General features: G+C 48.8%; 15 protein-coding genes, 1 tRNA gene and 2 pseudogenes. 12 read left to right on the plus strand and 6 right to left on the minus strand.

The window, feature by feature from the left end; translation table 11 throughout:
* Positions 1–9 precede the first annotated feature (9 nt).
* The 11 genes and pseudogenes from ACVLVH_RS10565 (at position 10) to tssG (ending at position 10,160) form a co-directional block, all read left to right on the plus strand.
* Positions 10–1,137, plus strand: coding sequence for a phosphoribosyltransferase domain-containing protein (locus ACVLVH_RS10565; RefSeq protein WP_192414133.1), 1,128 nt, complete (start codon positions 10–12; stop codon positions 1,135–1,137).
* Positions 1,130–1,903, plus strand: a complete 774-nt coding sequence (locus tag ACVLVH_RS10570; RefSeq protein ID WP_192414131.1) for an HAD family hydrolase — start codon at positions 1,130–1,132, stop codon at positions 1,901–1,903. The genes ACVLVH_RS10565 and ACVLVH_RS10570 overlap by 8 nt, the downstream gene beginning before the upstream one ends.
* Position 1,904: 1 nt before the next feature.
* Positions 1,905–2,691: pseudogene (locus ACVLVH_RS10575) on the plus strand (cysteine protease StiP domain-containing protein); the annotation flags it as partial.
* Positions 2,692–2,732: 41 nt separating this feature from the next.
* Positions 2,733–2,984 (plus strand): annotated as a pseudogene (locus tag ACVLVH_RS10580) (RNA-binding protein); the annotation flags it as partial.
* Complete coding sequence (locus tag ACVLVH_RS10585; RefSeq protein WP_192414127.1) at positions 2,984–3,928, plus strand: HpcH/HpaI aldolase/citrate lyase family protein; 945 nt, start codon at positions 2,984–2,986, stop codon at positions 3,926–3,928. The pseudogene ACVLVH_RS10580 and the gene ACVLVH_RS10585, both read left to right, overlap by 1 nt.
* A 174-nt stretch (positions 3,929–4,102) precedes the next feature.
* Positions 4,103–4,585 (plus strand): tellurium resistance protein TerW, encoded by a 483-nt coding sequence (locus ACVLVH_RS10590; protein WP_101763283.1) that lies wholly within the window; start codon positions 4,103–4,105, stop codon positions 4,583–4,585.
* 557 nt (positions 4,586–5,142) lie between these two features.
* Positions 5,143–5,799 (plus strand): type VI secretion system protein TssL, short form, encoded by a 657-nt coding sequence (gene tssL / locus ACVLVH_RS10595; RefSeq protein WP_192414125.1) that lies wholly within the window; start codon positions 5,143–5,145, stop codon positions 5,797–5,799.
* A 36-nt stretch (positions 5,800–5,835) separates the two neighbouring features.
* Entirely contained in the window at positions 5,836–6,957 is a 1,122-nt protein-coding gene (locus ACVLVH_RS10600) for a type VI secretion system Vgr family protein (protein ID WP_498949348.1), read from the plus strand.
* A complete protein-coding gene (locus ACVLVH_RS10605) occupies positions 6,942–7,343 on the plus strand; it encodes a hypothetical protein (RefSeq protein ID WP_192414097.1) in 402 nt (133 codons plus the stop codon). The genes ACVLVH_RS10600 and ACVLVH_RS10605 overlap by 16 nt, the downstream gene beginning before the upstream one ends.
* Before the next feature lie 7 nt (positions 7,344–7,350).
* The gene (gene tssF / locus ACVLVH_RS10610) at positions 7,351–9,135 is read left to right on the plus strand and encodes a type VI secretion system baseplate subunit TssF (RefSeq protein WP_192414095.1); all 1,785 of its coding nucleotides are present in this window, start codon (positions 7,351–7,353) and stop codon (positions 9,133–9,135) included.
* A complete protein-coding gene (gene tssG / locus ACVLVH_RS10615) occupies positions 9,132–10,160 on the plus strand; it encodes a type VI secretion system baseplate subunit TssG (protein WP_192414093.1) in 1,029 nt (342 codons plus the stop codon). The genes tssF and tssG overlap by 4 nt, the downstream gene beginning before the upstream one ends.
* A gap of 744 nt (positions 10,161–10,904) precedes the next feature.
* Here tssG and ACVLVH_RS10620 read toward each other — a convergent pair.
* From ACVLVH_RS10620 to hxsD, 5 genes are read right to left on the minus strand one after another with little or no spacing between them, the layout of a single operon-like run.
* Complete coding sequence (locus ACVLVH_RS10620; protein WP_192414085.1) at positions 10,905–12,515, minus strand: TIGR04141 family sporadically distributed protein; 1,611 nt, start codon at positions 12,513–12,515, stop codon at positions 10,905–10,907.
* A gap of 19 nt (positions 12,516–12,534) precedes the next feature.
* Complete coding sequence (gene hxsA, locus ACVLVH_RS10625; protein ID WP_192414084.1) at positions 12,535–13,170, minus strand: His-Xaa-Ser repeat protein HxsA; 636 nt, start codon at positions 13,168–13,170, stop codon at positions 12,535–12,537.
* The gene (hxsC, locus tag ACVLVH_RS10630; protein WP_192414083.1) at positions 13,167–14,279 is read right to left on the minus strand and encodes a His-Xaa-Ser system radical SAM maturase HxsC; all 1,113 of its coding nucleotides are present in this window, start codon (positions 14,277–14,279) and stop codon (positions 13,167–13,169) included. The genes hxsA and hxsC overlap by 4 nt, the downstream gene beginning before the upstream one ends.
* Positions 14,272–15,666 carry a His-Xaa-Ser system radical SAM maturase HxsB gene (gene hxsB, locus ACVLVH_RS10635; RefSeq protein ID WP_192414082.1) on the minus strand — a complete coding sequence of 465 codons (1,395 nt, stop codon included), beginning with the start codon at positions 15,664–15,666 and terminating at the stop codon, positions 14,272–14,274. Before hxsB ends, hxsC begins: the two co-directional genes overlap by 8 nt.
* Positions 15,663–15,938 carry a His-Xaa-Ser system protein HxsD gene (gene hxsD, locus ACVLVH_RS10640; RefSeq protein WP_280172545.1) on the minus strand — a complete coding sequence of 92 codons (276 nt, stop codon included), beginning with the start codon at positions 15,936–15,938 and terminating at the stop codon, positions 15,663–15,665. The genes hxsB and hxsD overlap by 4 nt, the downstream gene beginning before the upstream one ends.
* A gap of 1,337 nt (positions 15,939–17,275) precedes the next feature.
* Here hxsD and ACVLVH_RS10645 point away from each other — a divergent pair.
* Positions 17,276–17,512, plus strand: a complete 237-nt coding sequence (locus ACVLVH_RS10645) for a hypothetical protein (protein ID WP_192414080.1) — start codon at positions 17,276–17,278, stop codon at positions 17,510–17,512.
* 430 nt (positions 17,513–17,942) lie between these two features.
* On the opposite strand, the gene ACVLVH_RS10650 is transcribed toward ACVLVH_RS10645, so the two are convergent.
* Positions 17,943–18,019, minus strand: a tRNA-Arg gene (locus ACVLVH_RS10650).
* Positions 18,020–18,057: the final 38 nt, after the last annotated feature.

Raw genomic sequence — 18,057 nt, forward strand, 5'->3', positions numbered from 1 at the left:
GAACAATCCATGACCACACTTTGGAGCAGGACGCTGTCATGCGGCACGCTGAGCGTCACGCCAACCGGCGGCATCAGCGCCATCGACGATCTGTTCGAGATCGCCGAGCGCCGCAATCCCAAGCGCGCTTTTTTGTTCGTCAGTAAAGTGCTTGGCCGCCACATCCCGGTGGCGCCGGAGAAAATGCGCGCCGTGTATCGCCAGCTGGCGGAGCAGTTCCCGCCGTTTTCTGACGGTCCGGTGCTGTTTATCGGCATGGCGGAAACCGCCGTTGGCCTCGGCGCAGGCGTGTTTGATGAAGTGCGCCAGCGCGTCAGGGAGCCGGTGTATCTCACCTCAACGCGTCATCCGCAGCAGGCGGATTTGCTGTGCGAGTTTAAAGAAAATCACAGCCACGCCACCGATCATCTGATCTACCTGCCCGATGATGCGCAGCTGCGCCAGCGCGTGCTCAACGCGCGCACGCTGGTGATGATTGATGACGAAGCCACCACCGGCAACACCTTTATTAACCTGCTCGAAGCGCTGCGCAACGACGGCGGCTTAACGCAGATCGAGCAGGTTATCGCCGTCACGCTCACCGACTGGAGCGGCGATGCGTTATCCGCGCGCTGTCCGGTGCCGGTGCGCAGCGTGTCGCTGGTGCAAGGCGACTGGCACTGGCAGCAGGATCCCGACGCCGCACTGCCGCCGATGCCAGCGATGGTGCTTAACGATGCCGCCACCGTGCCCATCACCGGCAAACAGCGCTGGGGCCGACTTGGTATGGCAGCGCCAGCGGGCGATTTAGGCCGCGCGATTCAGGCGCAGCCGGGAGAGAAAATTCTCGTGCTCGGCAGCAGCGAATTTGTCTGGGAACCCTTCTTGCTGGCTGAACGTCTGGCGGCACAAGGCGCAGAGGTGAAATACAGCTCCACCACGCGCTCGCCAATCGCTACCGGATTTGCCATCGAATCAGCTATCGCCTTCGGTGATAACTACGGTCTCGGCATCGCCAACTTCGTTTATAACGTGGCGCATCAGCAATTTGACCGCATTTTGCTGTGCATCGAAACGCCGGTCGACAGCGTGGATCCGCTGTTAACCACGGCACTGGCCAAGGTTGCGCCACAGGTGGAGGTGATCAGCTATGAATAAACCGGTGATTTTTTCCGACCTTGACGACACGCTATTTCAAACGCGCCGCAAAATGGTGGACGAGCTGGATCTTGAGCCGTTCCGTACTGGCGCGCTCGATCTCAGCCTGCAGCCGCGCAGCTTTATGACCGAAGAGCAGTCGATGCTGGTTGACTGGATGATCGAGCAAGCCGATCTGATCCCGGTCACCGCGCGCGGCACCGAAGAGATCGCTCGCGTGCAGATCCCTTTCCGTTCGTGGGCGGTTACCACCCATGGCGCGGTGATCCTTAATCCGCAAGGCGAGGAAGATGCCGCATGGCGCGCGCAGATGCTGGAAAAACTGACGCCGTACGGCCCAGCGCTGCTCTCGATGCAGCAGGCGATCACCGACCTGATGGCAGAGCGCGACATCAACGGCTGGGCGCGCATCAACTATGAATATGGCGTCACGCCGATCTATCTGGTGATGAAGCACCGCGACAGCACGCGCCTCGAAGAGCTTTACGCCATCGCCGATGAAATCGAGCAACGCTTCCCTACCGCCGGCTATTACATCCATCGCAACAGCAACAACGTCGCCTGGCTGCCGAACGTGGTGGAAAAAGGCTTAGCCGTCAGCTACCTGCTGGATAAACTGCGTCACGAGCGCGGCGTTTTCCCGGTGATTGGCCTCGGCGACAGCCTGAGCGATCACCGTTTTATGAAGCTGTGCAGCTGGTACGGCATTCCGCGTCAGAGCCAGTTTGCCGAACGCATCAACCAGGCAATATTCGGAGAACAATAAGATGGTGAATAATTTGCCTTTCTCTGGATCCTACCAAGCCGGCGACGTCGAATTTCTGCTGAAGCCAGTTGAGATCGACATGACGCCGGTGGATCAAAAAGAGCAGCTGATCCAATCCGGCGCGCGTCACTATTCCGAGATGTTGAGCCAGGAACCGGAACCGACGCGCTGGCACCTTGAGCTGTTTTCCCGCGCGCTTGATGAAGGTGCCGGACGCCTGGCGAAAGAAGTCACCATGCTGGCGCGGACGCTGGCACAACAGTTTGGCGACACGCCGATTGTGCTCGCAAGCTTAGTGCGCGCGGGCGTGCCGCTCGGCGTGATGCTGCAACAGGCGCTGCGCGCGATGGGGCGCGAATCGTACCATTACGGCATCAGCATCATCCGCGATCGTGGCATTGATCAGGCCGCGCTGGAGATCATCGAAGCGCGCCACGGCACCGCAGGCATTGTCTTCGTTGATGGCTGGACCGGCAAAGGCGCCATCACCGGCGAGCTGATCCGCAGCCTCGAACATCGTCCCGGCTATCCAGCGCAACCGCGCTTGGTGGTGCTGGCCGATCCGTGCGGTCGGGCGTGGCTTTCGGCCAGCGATGATGACTGGCTGATCCCGTTTGGCATTATGGGCGCGCCGGTTTCAGGTTTGATCTCGCGCTCATTGTGGTCTGAATCGGGCTTGCACGGCTGCGTGCAGTGCGACCATCTGGCGCAATACGATTGCAGCCAGCAGCTGGTGAACACCGTAGCTGAATACGCGCGATCGCTGGATATCAGCGCCCTGCCCGCTTGCCAGCAGGATCCGCAGCATCAACAACAACGTGTGGCGCAAAGTGAAGCGGTGATCGCCATGCTGGCGGCACGTTATCAGGTGAACAGCATCAACCGCATCAAGCCGGGCATCGCCGAAGCCACGCGCGCCGTGCTGCGTCGCGTGCCGGATCAGGTGCTGGTCCGTTCGGTGGACGATCCCGACGTGGCGCTGCTGGTCTATCTTGCCCAACAAAAAGGGCTGACCATCACAGAAGCGGGAGCCGATCTTGGGCAATACCGCGCCGTGACGATAATCAAAAAGGTGCTGTGATGAACAGCCGTCTCTCTCCGTGGCGTTTGGGCGCAACGCTGTATATGCCGGCGGTGCGCAGCGATATCGTCGATGCCATTCTGCACAATAAAATCAGCGGGTTGCGCTCGCTGGTGATCTGCCTGGAAGATGCGGTCAGTGATGCGGATTTGCCGCAGGCGCTGCACAATCTCCAGCAAATCCTAAATGTGTTGAATGCCGAACAGCGCGCCAATGGCAACGCGCAGTGGCCGCTGGTATTTATCCGTCCGCGTAACAGCGAGATGGGCGCGTGGCTGGTGGAAAACCTCAACCTCAGCGCGATAGATGGTTTTGTGCTGCCGAAATTCACCGCCGGCTCCTTGCCGACGTGGTGGCAGATTCTCGAACCGAGCCATCTGTGCATGATGCCAACGCTGGAAACCGAAGAGGTGTTCGACGTGGTGGCGATGCGCGAGCTGGCCCTCACGCTGCAAAACCATGCCTGCCGCGAGCGCGTGATCGCCCTGCGCATCGGCGGTAACGATTTGATGAATGTGCTGTCGCTGCGCCGTTCACGCCACTTCACGCTGTATGACAGCCCGATGGGTTACACCATTAAAATGCTGGTGGCGGTATTCGCATCGCGGGATTTTGCGCTGACCGCGCCGGTGTGCGAGCACATCGACGATCAGCAGATTATGGATCAGGAACTGGCGCTGGATATCGCGCACGGTTTGGTGGGCAAAACCGCCATTCATCCGAGCCAGATCGGCAAGATTCAGGAGATGTTGATGGTTTCCGCCAGCGATCAGGCGGATGCCTTCCGCATCCTCAACTCAAGCCAGGCGGTATTCAAATCGCAGGGCGCGATGTGTGAACCGGCGACGCATCGCCGCTGGGCCGCCGCCATCCTGGCCCGCGCGCAGGAATATGGCATCGCACCCGATACCCGCTCAGACGGCGCCTTGATGCTGGTAACCTGACAACCCCCGCAGGGTGGGCATTCATGCCCACCGCGTTACCACCCAATCGCAAACCGGACGTAGGAATTTTCGCACCCTATTTACCTGATATTTAAATACCCTCTGATACTGTCGAAAACCATTTGCCAGGAGGGCGATACCAACCATTGACCACTAACGCAGGCCTCATCGACCATGCAACTCAGTACCCGACAGACACGCGTATTCATGCTCGCCTCGCTGCTCAGCAGCGGCAAACCGGTCGCATCCAGCCGCATTCTCGCTTCGCTCGACTGCTCCGAACCCACGCTGACGCGCGCGCTAAAAGAGCTGCGTGAATCCTGGTCTGCGGAGATCAAATACAGCCGCCTCACCCATTGCTACCAACTCACTGAACCCGGCAAACTCGATAAGAAAAGCCTGCGCCATATTAATGAAGCGCTTAAGCTCAATGCCGAACTACAACAGAGCGAAACCGTCAGCCGGGTATTTCTGGATAAAGAGAAAAAGAAAGCGGTGTCACTGTCGTTGCGTATGTCGGTTTTAAGGAAAATCGACCAGGTTGTGCGATTGAGTGAAACGACAAGGAGTGATGCGGTGGAGATGCTGGTTGAGAGCGGGTTGGATGAGTTGATTGAAAAGTTAATGCTTAAAAAGAACGAGTTAAAACGGCAGTAATATTTCAGCAGTAGTTTAACGACGTTGAGTGGTGGGGTGTATTGCCAACGCACTTTAGCGATACCAATTCTACATCAGCCCCTTAAATTTTTGATGGACCTTATCGACATTGCCAATGTCCCCTAACCTGCCAAAACTGTTAACGTAATCACGTTTTATCGATCGTTATTTTCATCATTAACATTCACATCTTCACACCGCATGATTACTCACGCAGAACAGACTTCCCCTTTATTGAATTATCAAAAATCTTTCAAAATCAGAATGTAAAATAAAAAACCGCAGTAACTGAATCGCGTTAGGATTACTAGTAATGTCGAGGGTAAATCCTTGCTGAAAATTGGAATCCTGTTTCACAAACTCAAATTGTTAGTTTGATCAACTATCACTCCTTGTAATATCCTCAGGGCCGTTGGTAGGTGGAGATCGCTCTTTGAGGGCAGCGAGTCCACCTTTGCTCGGGTAAGTAAGCAGCGTGAGCAACAGCCATTTCTCGATTGAAATCGGTAATTGGATTAATGGATTAACAATGCTCAGGCGTTACCAGGAAGGTGCCCATGACGTTTTCACAACACAACATCACAGCGAATACTCTCGATGAGCTGATGCAGGATACCTGGCTATTGGCGCTCGCGATCCGTAATGGGCAATCCATCACGGTTGATGATGCACTCTACCAGCGCTGCTTCAATACGATTCAACAGGTTCAGCATCACCTCACGACAGCGGGAGCATCCGCTTCTCTCTGCGAAGAAATCAAATTTGCGCACTGCGTGTTTCTCGACGAACTGATCATGACCATTCCGGAAGCTGATATCTCTGCCTGGTGGAAACGCACACCTTTGCAGGGGCACTTTCTCGGGCACCTCATTGGTGGTGAGCAATTCTTTGACCGCGTCAAAAATCTGCTTCGTGAACCTGCAACAGCTCAAGCCGCCATTAGCTGCTACTACAGAATGTTGCATTTGGGTTATGCCGGAAAATACCGAACGGAAGACGATGAGGAGCGCCAGTTGCTGATGCAGCAGCTAAAAGCGCTATTGCCAAAGCAGATTGGATCTGCCGACTCAGCAATAATTATCCAGCGCTCGAAACATAAAACATCTTTCTGGCAACGTTCTCCGTGGCTTATTCGCAGCAGTGTGCTGGTTGCCATTACTGTCGCCACTTTCATCATGAACGGTCATCTGCAATATCTGTTAGTCAAAGGGTAGGCTTCAGGCAAACAAATTTCAGGAAGGAATCTGTAAATGGGCAAGAAGGATTTTGTGATTACGGCTGGCAAGACGCCAATATACAGCCACTATCAACTGAGCATCCAGACGCTGAAAAATCAGCGTCCTGATATTCTTTTGTCGGTGCTGCGTTTTAGCGGTGAAGAGGCATTAAATTCGCCGTGGAAGTACAGTATTGAATTCACTAGCGCTACACGCGATATTCCCGCCGATATTCTGATTAACAGCACGGCCCAGTTATTGTTTTACCCTGACGGCCAACCCTGGCAGTCAGTGGAACCCCGCATTTTGCGCGGTGTAGTTACCGCTTTCCAGCAGTGCGAATCCTCTGCTGACCAAACACGTTATGTGGTAACGCTAGAATCGCGCCTTGCGCTGCTAAAAAACAGCCTGACCTATGCCGTTTACCAGCATAAAAGTGTACCGGGTGCGGTAGAGGATATCCTTAAACGCTGGGAATACTCCTCGCTGGATTATCACTTTCGCCTGAATACTCAATATCCGATTCGCGATTTCTATATCTCATATGCGGAGAGCGATCTCGCCTTTATAGAGCGTCATCTGTCGCGCATTGGTGTCTTTTATTACTTCACCTGGGATGAAGAAAACCACCGTGATGTGCTGGTTCTCGGTGACAGCGCGCAGGCCTATGGTGCTGAGCAAAGCATCGTCTTTCGCCATCCGTCAGGGTTATTTGATGGCGGCCTGGAATCTCTCTGGGATATTTCCGTTAATCGCCAATCCGTTGCCGCCAGCACACGACTCAATGATGAGTATTACCGCAACGCGCAAAATGACATGCAGGCGCAAGCGGAAACCGATCCTGATAAGCCTGCGCTTACGGGAGAGCTGTATCGCTATGGTGAAAACTATCAGTTGCTGGGCAAGGAGTACCAGACTCTACCGGAACAGGGACAGTGGTTTGTCAGATGTCGCCAGGAACGCCTGATCACCGAGCAGGTCACTTTCGACGGTATGAGCAACGGCATGGATATCCGTCCGGGCATGGTGATCTCGCCACAAGGTAAAGAGTGGCCAGACGCGCCGGATGGCCTGCTGGTAGTGTCTACCTCATCAACCCGTATTTCGCGTGATACCGCCTATGTTAGCAAGGAACAGCTATGTCAGACATCATGATGACCAAACGAATTGTGCAAATTCATCTGGCAAGCTGGCGCTACTTTGCCGCGCTGACACTGCCGCCACTGGCGCTGATACTCAGCCTTTTCTACTCCGCGCTGAGCCTGCCGTTAATGGTGTTGTTCTTCATCACACACTACTACTGCTGGCGTTTATGGCTCGATGAACGGCTCTTCGCATTGCTCAACAACGAAGACGACCTTGCTGAGTTTGACCGAGGCATGGCGCAGCTATGGCCGAAAAAATTTGCCCGCCCGCGTTCTATGGCTGATCGCCTGCACGGAACAAGAGTCATGTTTTACCGGGCAATGATCTCACTGCTGGTGCTGTGGTTGGCTTCACTCTGCTCAGTGAGTTATCTGGCACTCACGCTGGGTGAGTAGGTGAACCATGAACGACCATGATTTTCTGAAATATTTCGACAGCGAAATGCGTTATCTGAAAGCCGCTGCGCAGGAGTTTGCGGAGCAGTATCCGGAGGCGGGACGGCGACTGGGCGTAGACGGCAAATCTCTGAAGATGGACGACTCGGTCGAGCAGCTGTTTCAGGGTTTTTCGCTGATGATGGCGCAGATGCGTCGCAAGATTGATGACGATATTCCGGAGCTGACGGAGCCGCTGCTTGGGCATCTGCTGCCCGTGGTGAACCGCACGCTGCCATCAATGTCTGTGGTGGAACTTACGCCCGATAGCGTCGCTCAGGTACGTGATGCGGTGCTGCCGGAAGGTACAACGCTGCTGACCCGACCGATGGATATCACTGGCCTGCGCTGCCCTTATCGCACGACCGATGCGTTGAAATTGCATCCGCTGACGCTGGGCGAGATAACGACGCCCTTCCATCCCGATGGACACCAGATGATCTCCCTGCGGTTTACACTCAGCCCTCAGGCCGATACGAGCCAGGTCGATCTCAGTGATATTCCGCTTTATATCAACGGAGATCGCCCAGTGCAGTCGCTGCTATACCATGCGCTGACCTGTCATCTGCGCAACATCACTTTTCGCCTGCCGCAGAGTGATAACCCCGATCCGCAGCCATTTAGTGGCGACATCCGTGCCCGCTGGCAACAGCACTGGCGTCCGGTCTGGCCGGAAAGCGACAGTCCTGCACTCTGTGGTGAAGTGCGCCCGCTACTGGAATATTTCAGTTTTCCGGCTCGCTACGCCTTCTTTACTCTTTCGGGGCTAAACACACTTCTCTTCAACGAACGCTGCCGCGAGGTGCTTCTCGATATTCACCTTAGTCAGCCGCTTCCGCATGATATTTCCCTGCCGGCAGACGCGCTGCGCATTCATTGCGTGCCGGTGATTAACTTGTTTACGCTGAACGCCGAGCCGCTGAAGGTGAAGCCTGCGGTGCTCGATTATCGTCTGCGTCCTCACCGCCTGCGCGATCAGCACACTGAGATTTACAGTGTTGATGAAGTTGCCGCCAGCGAAACACTGGATAAGCGGCGTTATGTGCCGTATCGGCACTTCCGGCAAAAAGGGGGCATGTTGCAACGCAAAGAGTCGTGGCCGGAGCGATATTTCCATACGCGCATCTGGCGTGGTGTCAGCGGTCTTTATGAAACCTTGCTGATGTTGGGTGGCGATGCAAGCGAGACCGATCGGGGCGAGGATGATGCCACGCTGTTTATGAACATCACCTGCACCAATGGTAACTATCCGCGTATGGCGCTGGAGAAAGCCGTATTTGATGGAAGCGCGGTCACCGGCAACCTAACGTTGCAGTGCACAACGCGTCATCCCCCTTCTATGCCTTACTACCCGCCAACCACGCAGCTGTATCAGTGGCATGTGATATCGCTGCTGCATCCGCGCGCGCTGAGCCAGATGATTAACGACGCTGCAAGCCTTCGAGCCGTGCTGGCTCTGTTTGACTGGAGCAATGACGATAACAACCGCCGTCGCATCAGCGGTATTCGTCACGTCAGCTGGCGTCAGGACTATAACGCCTTGTATCACTGGCACGGGGTGCGTATTCGCGTGGCGCTTGATGAAACCCAGTTCAGCGGCACCGGCGATGCCCGCCTGTTCTGCGAGCTGCTGGAACAGTTCCTGACGCAGTACGCCAGCGTGATGCGCTTTACCCAGCTGACGGTGCTGCTGACCGCGTCGGGCACCGAGTGGGCCTGGCCGGAGCGGCGCATTGACAGGGTGCTGATGTGAGCGAAGAAAACAAAAAGCCGTTCTGGCTAGACGATAACGGCAATGACCAGACCGCGCAGTACAACTTCTACCGCTTCTGCCAGTTGCTTGAGCAAACGACCGGCAGCCGCCTCGGCACGGGCCGCACGCCAGAAAGTGACCCAGTGCGTTTTCGTCCCAATCCGCATCTGGGCTTTCCCGCCGGGGAGCTAAAACGCACGGAAATTGACGCCGATAACCCTGATGCGATACCAACGGTCCGAACCAACTTCTTCGGCCTGTACGGCGTGGATTCGCCGCTGCCCACCAGCATCATTAATGACATCAACCAGGGACGTGACGGCGCTGATGCGATGGCCGCGTTTCTGGATATCTTCAATCATCGGCTGATGACGCAGTTTTACCGCATCTGGCGCAAGTACAGCTATCCGGCAACCTTTGAGCCAGGCGGTACCGATACGGTTTCGCAAAGCCTGATGGCGCTAACCGGCATTACCCACGGCGGCGATCAGCCGTCATCACGCCTGCTGGCGATACTTAAACCGCTGCTGCATACCACGCACACTGCTGAAGGTATTGCAGCGGTGATCAACAGCCAGGCACCGAACACCAAAGTTGAGGTTTTCGCACAACATCCGGTGACGATGCCGGTGGCGAAACGCGCCCGACTTTCAATGCTCAGCGGCATGACGCTCGATCAGAATCCGATTTTGGGTGATGAAACTTGCGTAGTCGGTTACTGCTCACGGGTCGAGCTTTCAACAGACGATCCTGATGAGGCAAAGGGCTGGATGCCTGACGGACAGCTCAGACAGGATGTGATGGCGCTACTGCGTACGTATCTGGGCTGTGACTACGATTTGCGGTTTTGGCTGACGATTCCCACCCGATTGCTGCCAATGCCGCGGCTGGGCGATGCCGGGTTGTTCAATGGATGCAATATGATGCTGGGGCTGAGGGAGGAGAATCAGAGTGCGATGCCGGAAACGGTGCGCATCCGAATAGGACGTTTGCGTGAGGGAGATCGAGAGATTACGCGAGCTTGACTTCTGCTTATCTTTTAGGTTGCTAATGCTACGATTTTCGGGCTGGATGACCCCATCCGAATTTGCCGAAACGTCTGCCGGTTGCCAGAATAAGCAACCAACCTGAAGCCGGTTATTCCTGATTATGCCTGTATCATATTCGGGGTCAGGGTCAGATGAAGAGATGACTAACATCGGGGTTTATTAATCAACCGAGAGCAGGTCAAAAAGAAGCTGTAAGAGTAGGAGTTCCTGTTGAAATGCTTTGTACAGCATTGAATATAATTGTTGAGCCTCTGAAATCGAGCCTGTCAGTTTTAAAAGACATATCCCCGAAAGTGATAGAGTTGATTAATGATAAAGATCTCCCGACCTATACTTTTAGACCCTTGAAGAAAATGGTTCCTTTGAGACAAATAGAGTGTGCCAACTTAATTATTAAGCTTGAAAAAAATCCAGCGCTATTTTGGCATATCTATATCACAATTTATCTTCAGAGTATCTTATAAAGCAACATGGAAAGAAAGCAGATTATAAATCTGATAATAAAAAAGACAGAGAGACTCGAAAAATAAATAGCCCATATTCATTTTAATACTCAAAATATTAAATAAATTTACAGCTCGAACATTTTTTAAATCTCACGATTATTACTTCTCACATTAAGAAAATGCTTGAGAATCCGAAAGTGTTTCATTGACTCCTCAGGGATTAAAGCGATTACCTCAATTAACTGACAGAAAACTCTGATATCAAATAATCAACTTAAAGCTTGTTCTTTTGAGGCCTACATAATTTCTTTTTGTAAATTTTAGGATCTACATCTATTTTGCAAATCCTGACTTCGTAACCAAAATTGCTGATACTCTTGTAAAAGTTCTTTAAATTTATTTTTGAAAACAAAGGTAGATCTTCAGGGAGTTGTTTATTCGTAGCTATGGCGAAAACTAATTTATAATTTTTGGCATCAGGTCGTGCTATATGATCAGCTAATTTTATATGGTCAGGAAGCTTCTCATTAAGCTTCGCGCGAAACTCTGAATCGCTTATAAAAAGCTCAGAACCGACAAATCCTTGTGAGAAAAGATGGCTCATACTTTGTGAACCACTATAATATTTCAAATGAATAAAATCTGAAGCGTCTTTTATAAGATCGCAAAATTCAATTTTACTTTTACCCCCACCGTAATGAATAAACTTTTGATCCATATGTATAAATGATTTATCATATAGGCACACGTTTTTATTGTAATCTTCTTCTCTTTTATAGGAGTATACCGGGAACTTATCTGACTCCTCATATTTTAATATTTTTTTTACTTCATCATCAATGTTCGTTACGAACTTTCTATCTACAACATACCATATGGAATCTCGCAGAATATAGTTCTGATCTCCTTCCTTTATTTCAGCATAAATACATCTATACAAAGACCATTTTTTTATGGCTTCGTAATCGGCATTCAACACATGCAAACAACTTCTTTTAAGTTCATCAACAGTTATATCAGCATTTTTCCCATCAAAATACTCACATATATGATTTACTGATAAGCTTTCATAAATAACACTTCTTTGTTTCCTCTCGAAACAATAGCCTATTTGGTTTTCCCAATCCACAATTTCTGGCTCACCTAACCAAATATCACTGAAGTCCCTTTCTTTCATTAAATCGATCAAAATTGAATCCAATATCTCAATTTCAGCTTCATCAGCTTCTTTGATATTATTAACCCATTCGAATTCTTCGGGAAGAGGTAACAGATAAATTGAGTCTATTTTAGTTAATAATCCAGGGATTGATTTTATGTCTACATCAGGCACAATTATAAACGCATCTTTTCCTGTTATTTTATTTCCTAATACATCTTCAGTGGAAGTGCCTGTGAGTGTCGTGAGAATATCCATCTCAGAATCTATTTTAAGATTGTATATATCAACTTCTTTACTGCTCTGACTACGAGTTAGCAAATTTGTTTCGTTATGACTGCCTTTATCCAAGCTACGAATTTTTTTATGCTCAATACAGTTCAAGGTTGTTTTAAGTCCAAAACCTTTGACGATACGATCATCATTAATTAAGTGATGGCCAGTTCCGAACGGAATAAGATACCTTGTATTATCAACCTCAACAACTAATACTGCACCAGTGCTACTATTCATACCGAAGAAATCGGGTTCTAAGTCCGTACTTTGGCTTGTGAATAAAGTTGTCCATTCAGGTTGTGTTGGATCCACCACTTGCTTTGCATAAAGGTACACTCGGGCATTCTCCACCTCGAATTCGACAGGCCTTTTGACTCTTTCTAGATTCAAAACTTGATCAATGTCATCTGTAAATCTTTTTGTTTTATAAATTGACAGTTTTATCTTCATTCTTTTTATCCCCAATATTTTATCGGGCCAATATATTTAAAGAGTTCAATAATTGAGTATCTAATGTTTCTCTTGCTTGAGTAGGCAATCCATTTGCAACTCTATAATTCTTTATTGCTGTCCTTGTTGCAGGACCCATGCTCCCGTCAATATTACCGCTATAGAAACCTTTATCGAGTAAAGCGAACTGCACTCTCATAATTAATCGCTTACGTTTTTCTGTATCCGAAGTCAGCCCACTACTTGCACGATTGGCACCTGTTGTTCCTGCTGAATTTGTTGTGGTTGAGGTATCAGAGTCATTTGAACGAAGTGAACGGACAGAAGATGAAGATGATGACGAACGAGTTCCTAAATTGGATGAGTCGGAAGTACTAGGTGAGCTGTATGTTTTGGGATAGTAAGGAGTGCTTCCACCATAGTAACCACCGCCTGATGAGGAACGGTGTGAGCTGTGGCTACGATGAGAACTGTGACTTCTGTGTCCGGCGATGTAGAACGGCACTTCGGTGTTGAGCGGAGCTATCACTAAATCATGTTCATTCAGGGTCATACCAGGTAAGTCACTGGCACCAGTAGACGAATCACTCGCCCAGACAGAATTGTTAAGAGCCAAAAATCCCGGAAGCAGAGCAGCGAAATTAAACTTTTTCATATTATTGGTCTCGGAGGTTGATGAAAACGGCCTTTTGATGAACTGAAATAACCAGCACAAGAAGACTTCTGAGTGCATTCATCACATTCTTTGGGATAGTAATTTTTCCAGTCAGAGATCGACTGAGTTGCAAAATTCCATGCCCTTTCAGGAAGGTGGCACAACGGGTAATTGAAGATGGTAAAAGGGATACCTGATCTGTGTGCAGTGTCTACAGCAGAAAGGATTCGTTCACTATAGTTGTCGTGCTCTATGAAGATTGATGACCAGTTATTACGGGCCCATCCAATTGACTCTAACCCCATCAGAGATATCTGGTTAATGTTGGAGAAGACACGACCAGCTAACTCTACGATGTCATCAAGCTCTGTATAGTTTGCCTGAGTAGGGATGACCCTCAATTCGATGTTGATTCCTGAGTTACCTGCATTGATCAGTCCCCTGACTGTTTCATTAAATGCTCCCTCGCTTCCGACCAAGTAGTCATGCACTGTTGCTCTTGAAGAATAAAGTGGAATGCCAAAAGTGATTTTGATTTTTTCACTTCGTTCTTTCATTTGCTGGGTAAAGCTGACATCCGCAAACTTCCGTCCATTGGTTAGTACATGCAGTGCTGTGTCAGGGGCATTTTCGATGATGAAATCGAGGAAGTGCAGAAAGTCTTCTCCATAGAGTAGAGGCTCTCCCCCACTTACCCCTACTACTCCATTCAGGGAAAAAGAAGCGATAGCGAGAGCTGACTGGTTGAGAAGCCAGTCATCGTTACCTGTCTTAGGAGGCTGAGAACAAAACAGGCAACTGTTGTTGCACCTTTCCGTGATAAGGACAGTGTTATGGTTTGCTCTTCGGGACAGAACCACCCGGAGCATATTTCCGTTGTTGACGATCCCAATATCGCCATCTTCTATCGAATCGAAAAGGTATTTGCTTGCTACGGAATCAGCAAAATATGCAGGCAGTCTTGAATGAAACTTAGTTTTAGTAATCAGCAAATTTGGCAGATAAAACTGAGGATTTTCGGGCTTTGATTTACACAGGCGATAAAAGCCCTGTTGAACTGGTAAGTCTGATGAAAACCTGAAAATATCGTTTCTCAGCACCTCAGACATAAGCCCACCTTTTGAGCATCTCAGCCATTGGCCCATCCTGAGAAATTTCGTTCAGAAGGAAGCGGAACATCCCTTTATGATACTGACAGAAAGTGGAACGACTCTTGTCTCCAACAGGTTCACCATGAACACTTATGTTCTGACAAGGATCTGCACCACAGAAAGGCTGATAGGCACATGTATCACAGCCGGGCATGGCAAAGTTAAATGAAGAGGAAAGGACGGAACGGTAGTATTCGTTGCTACTGAATGAGAGTGAAGCAAATTCTCCAGCACTGAAATCTGCTTCGGGGTTTACTTTCTGAAGCATACGGCTTTCGTCGCTACCGTAGACTTTACCGTCATAGTTAAAGAGGATGCAGTTCAGCACTACTCCGCTTGGTGATTTCAGATCTGCATAACCACTGAAGCCTGGATTGAAAATTCTCTTGAGGTGGATTGAGGCTGAGTGCTCAACGACGGGTATGCCCTTCTGGTTCTGAAGCAATACTTCCTGCATTAACTTCTTATAAAACTCAAAATATTCAAGCATTGAAAAAGTGAAGCTCTGCTTCTGAGCAAAACCATAGGGACTTACTGGACGGATAAACATGTCAGTGAGGCCAAGGCACAGATGAGCATCCACTATGGAAGCTGGCTCTTTTGTTAACTCTTTTGTAACTGTAGTTACAGTAGCTATCCGGTTTGCTCCCAGTTCTTCAGTGATTTTTCTAATGCCCGTAACAGCTTTAGTGTGAGCCCGAGAGTTGGTGAGGATACGGTTTTTATTGTGGACGGCTTCATTACCATCAAGAGAGACAGAAAAGGTGATATTCCGTTCTTTAACCCAAGATAGGATGCTTTCATCGAGTATTGAAAGACTCGTGGCAATAACCATTTCGAAAGCATCACTACCTAACGAACTCACACACTCTTCATAAATTGCCTGGACGAGATCGAACCTGAGAAGCGGTTCTCCGCCCTGCACTTCTATCTTGTAAGGTGAAGTGCCCAGCTTCTTAATGGTGCTGACGATTTGCGGTATCAGTTCTGGGTTTAGGTCATAACCATCAGCGGTGACCGATGCTCTGCTGACCTGGCAATACCTGCATGTATGATCGCACCTGAGAGTAGGCACAATCATGAAGATTGGTCTGACGGCCAGCTCGTTCATCAGTCGTTTGGCAAAAGCAGAACTCAGGGAGGCTATTGAAACTGCTTGAGTAGCATCGTCTGCAATGAACAATCTGCTTTCAAGCAGTCGGGAAGTGGTTTGCTCTGGAGAAAAGTTGTTTTCAGCAAGAAGGTTCAGTTCTTCGTTATCGACGAAGCTGTGAAAGCCAGCAAGGTTACTGATGAAGACTTTGCCGTTGCTAAGGCGGTCAAAGTTGAATGGCATCGTATTCATTCGGCAAGTCTCGAATCGATGCTTCGTAGAACACTGTCGATGATCGAAGTTCTGGCATGACCGGTTTGTACCTGAAGCTTCTCTCGAAGTTTGTAGTCGTTCAGCAACCGTTGAAATTCGAATTTAACTTCATCGTTGAAAGACTCAAACGATACGATCCAGTTCAGCTCGTCTTCATCCAGCTTCCAGCGAGTTACAGCACTCATCCAGTAGAGGCTATTTCTAAGCACCCACTCAGAATTTGTTGTTTTTGCGAAATTTTTCTCGATCACATTACCATCCAGAATGTCATTAAAAGAAAAATTAAAAATTTTATTTACAAGTACAAAACCGTATTGACTCATAACTAATTTGACTTAAAAAATTAAGCTATTGTTTTTTAACGATTTTATTAAAAAAATAACAGAAAATTCTTATTTCATAATGCTAACCATTACGATTGAGAATGTAAATTTGTTTTGAAAAATTTTTGTCCCGTGCCAGTATCATTACACACGCTAATGATTTAGGGTGCATTTTAAGCACCTAGCATTCACCTAGCCTGATTTAGAATATAATGAAGAGGTTGATTTTATGTCTGAAATGCAGCATGAAGATGTATGTGTTACATGTCAAAACTCACTTCATGATTCTATGGTCATTGAAAAAAATGGCGAGATGTTTAAAAGCTGCCCGTCATGCTCCAGCAAAGCTAGATTACATATTTTCTACAAGTATAATGATTTTGGTATGAGAAATATGGGTGATGGTCGATTTATCGTACAGTCTTGGTGCCGTGGATGCCGATTACAGGATGGTGCACATCCACACAAAGAATTTACATGTTAATCTTTATCTATTTTAACCATCACGCTTAATAGTTCCGTAATGCTTAGAGATCTTTCGGCATACTGATATTTCCGTAAAGGAGATCACCCCACCTCAGGATCATCGACCAAGGAGCGTACAGTCCAGTCTGTGAAAACCGTGGCGATTCAGTTCTGATTTTAGTGCCTTTATAACACGGATTCGCTCCGTATATAAAAGGCTGCTTTTTTGCTCCTGAATACAAAGCAAGATAATAACCCAGAAAGTTGTATTCTTAAATAGCTGAAATAATACTAATATTGATTATAAGCAATAAGATACTGGCATATCAGTAAGTAGAACACGGACTGTGCTTGCCAGTATTTTACATATGAAAAGGAGTTTATATGAATAATGCGAATAACGTTTTAGATGATGATTTCCCTTCCAGTTTAACAGAGCGATCTCTATCAAAGATAATACGCCCTTACAAAATCTCATAGTACATTGTTCCAGCGTGCGCCTAATGCTCTTGAGTTACTGCAACTGAATAATTATCGTGGTGATCATACTAAAGGTTAATGGCTTAGAAAATCAGCACTGCAACAGCTTCCCGAAGTAATACCTAAAGTGAATAAAGATGCGTGGAACAAACTTGCTATCACTGTTATTGGAATCAGTAATCTCACTGTATATATTCAGCAAAAGAAAAATAATACTGAGCTACTTGAATATGAGCTGAATGCTATTTAAGCAAAAATAAACAGACTGAGAAATGCCTTAACAGGATTAGACCAAAATTAAGCCTGATTTCATGAAAGACATGGATCGTATTCGCAAGGGCAAAAGCTTCTCTGGTGTGCAGTCGTATGCATTAAAGCCAGCGCCTCACCACCTTCAGGTTCCGGTCGTTATCGGTGGTAATGCATCCGGTGTCACCTTTGACGAACTGGTGGTCGAATTCAGGAGAACAAGCCAGCTCCGTCAGGAAGTGGCAAAACCCGTCTGGCACAATTATCTTCGTCTGCCACACGGAGAAACCTTATCCCACAAGAAGTGAGCAGAGATCGATTACGATTACATGAAAAAAAATGGGTTCAGCTCAACCCACATGCGAACCTGCAAACTCCATGAGGATGCGGCCGATCAGCACATTCAAATATCGCTAGCAGGATCGCTATCGTTGGTGGAAAACTCTACCTGGGCTGAAACGTAAATTTGATCAGCACCCGTATTATCGGGGAGCTGGAGCGAGAAAACCAACTCATCCGAACCAAAAGTCCGGCCCCCATTAACAAGTTGGTACCAGCCAGACGCGAGAAAATTTCCCGTAATGAACAGCAAATGGAGGAACGACAGGATAAACCATCCCCCTGGTCAGTCCTTCAGTCAGAATTGGAAAGGAACCTCACCAACAGACCTTGCGTCAGGTAAAAATACTGATTTTAAAGGGATTTATAGAATTTAACAGATGAGAATAGCCGAAAAAATGGTACGCCCTACAGGATTCGAACCTGTGACCTACGGCTTAGAAGGCCGGTGCTCTATCCAACTGAGCTAAGGGCGCATAGTGATTGGGTCGGATTATACGTCCAGCGGCTCGCG

The sequence above is a fragment of the Kluyvera sp. 1366 genome (assembly GCF_054823405.1).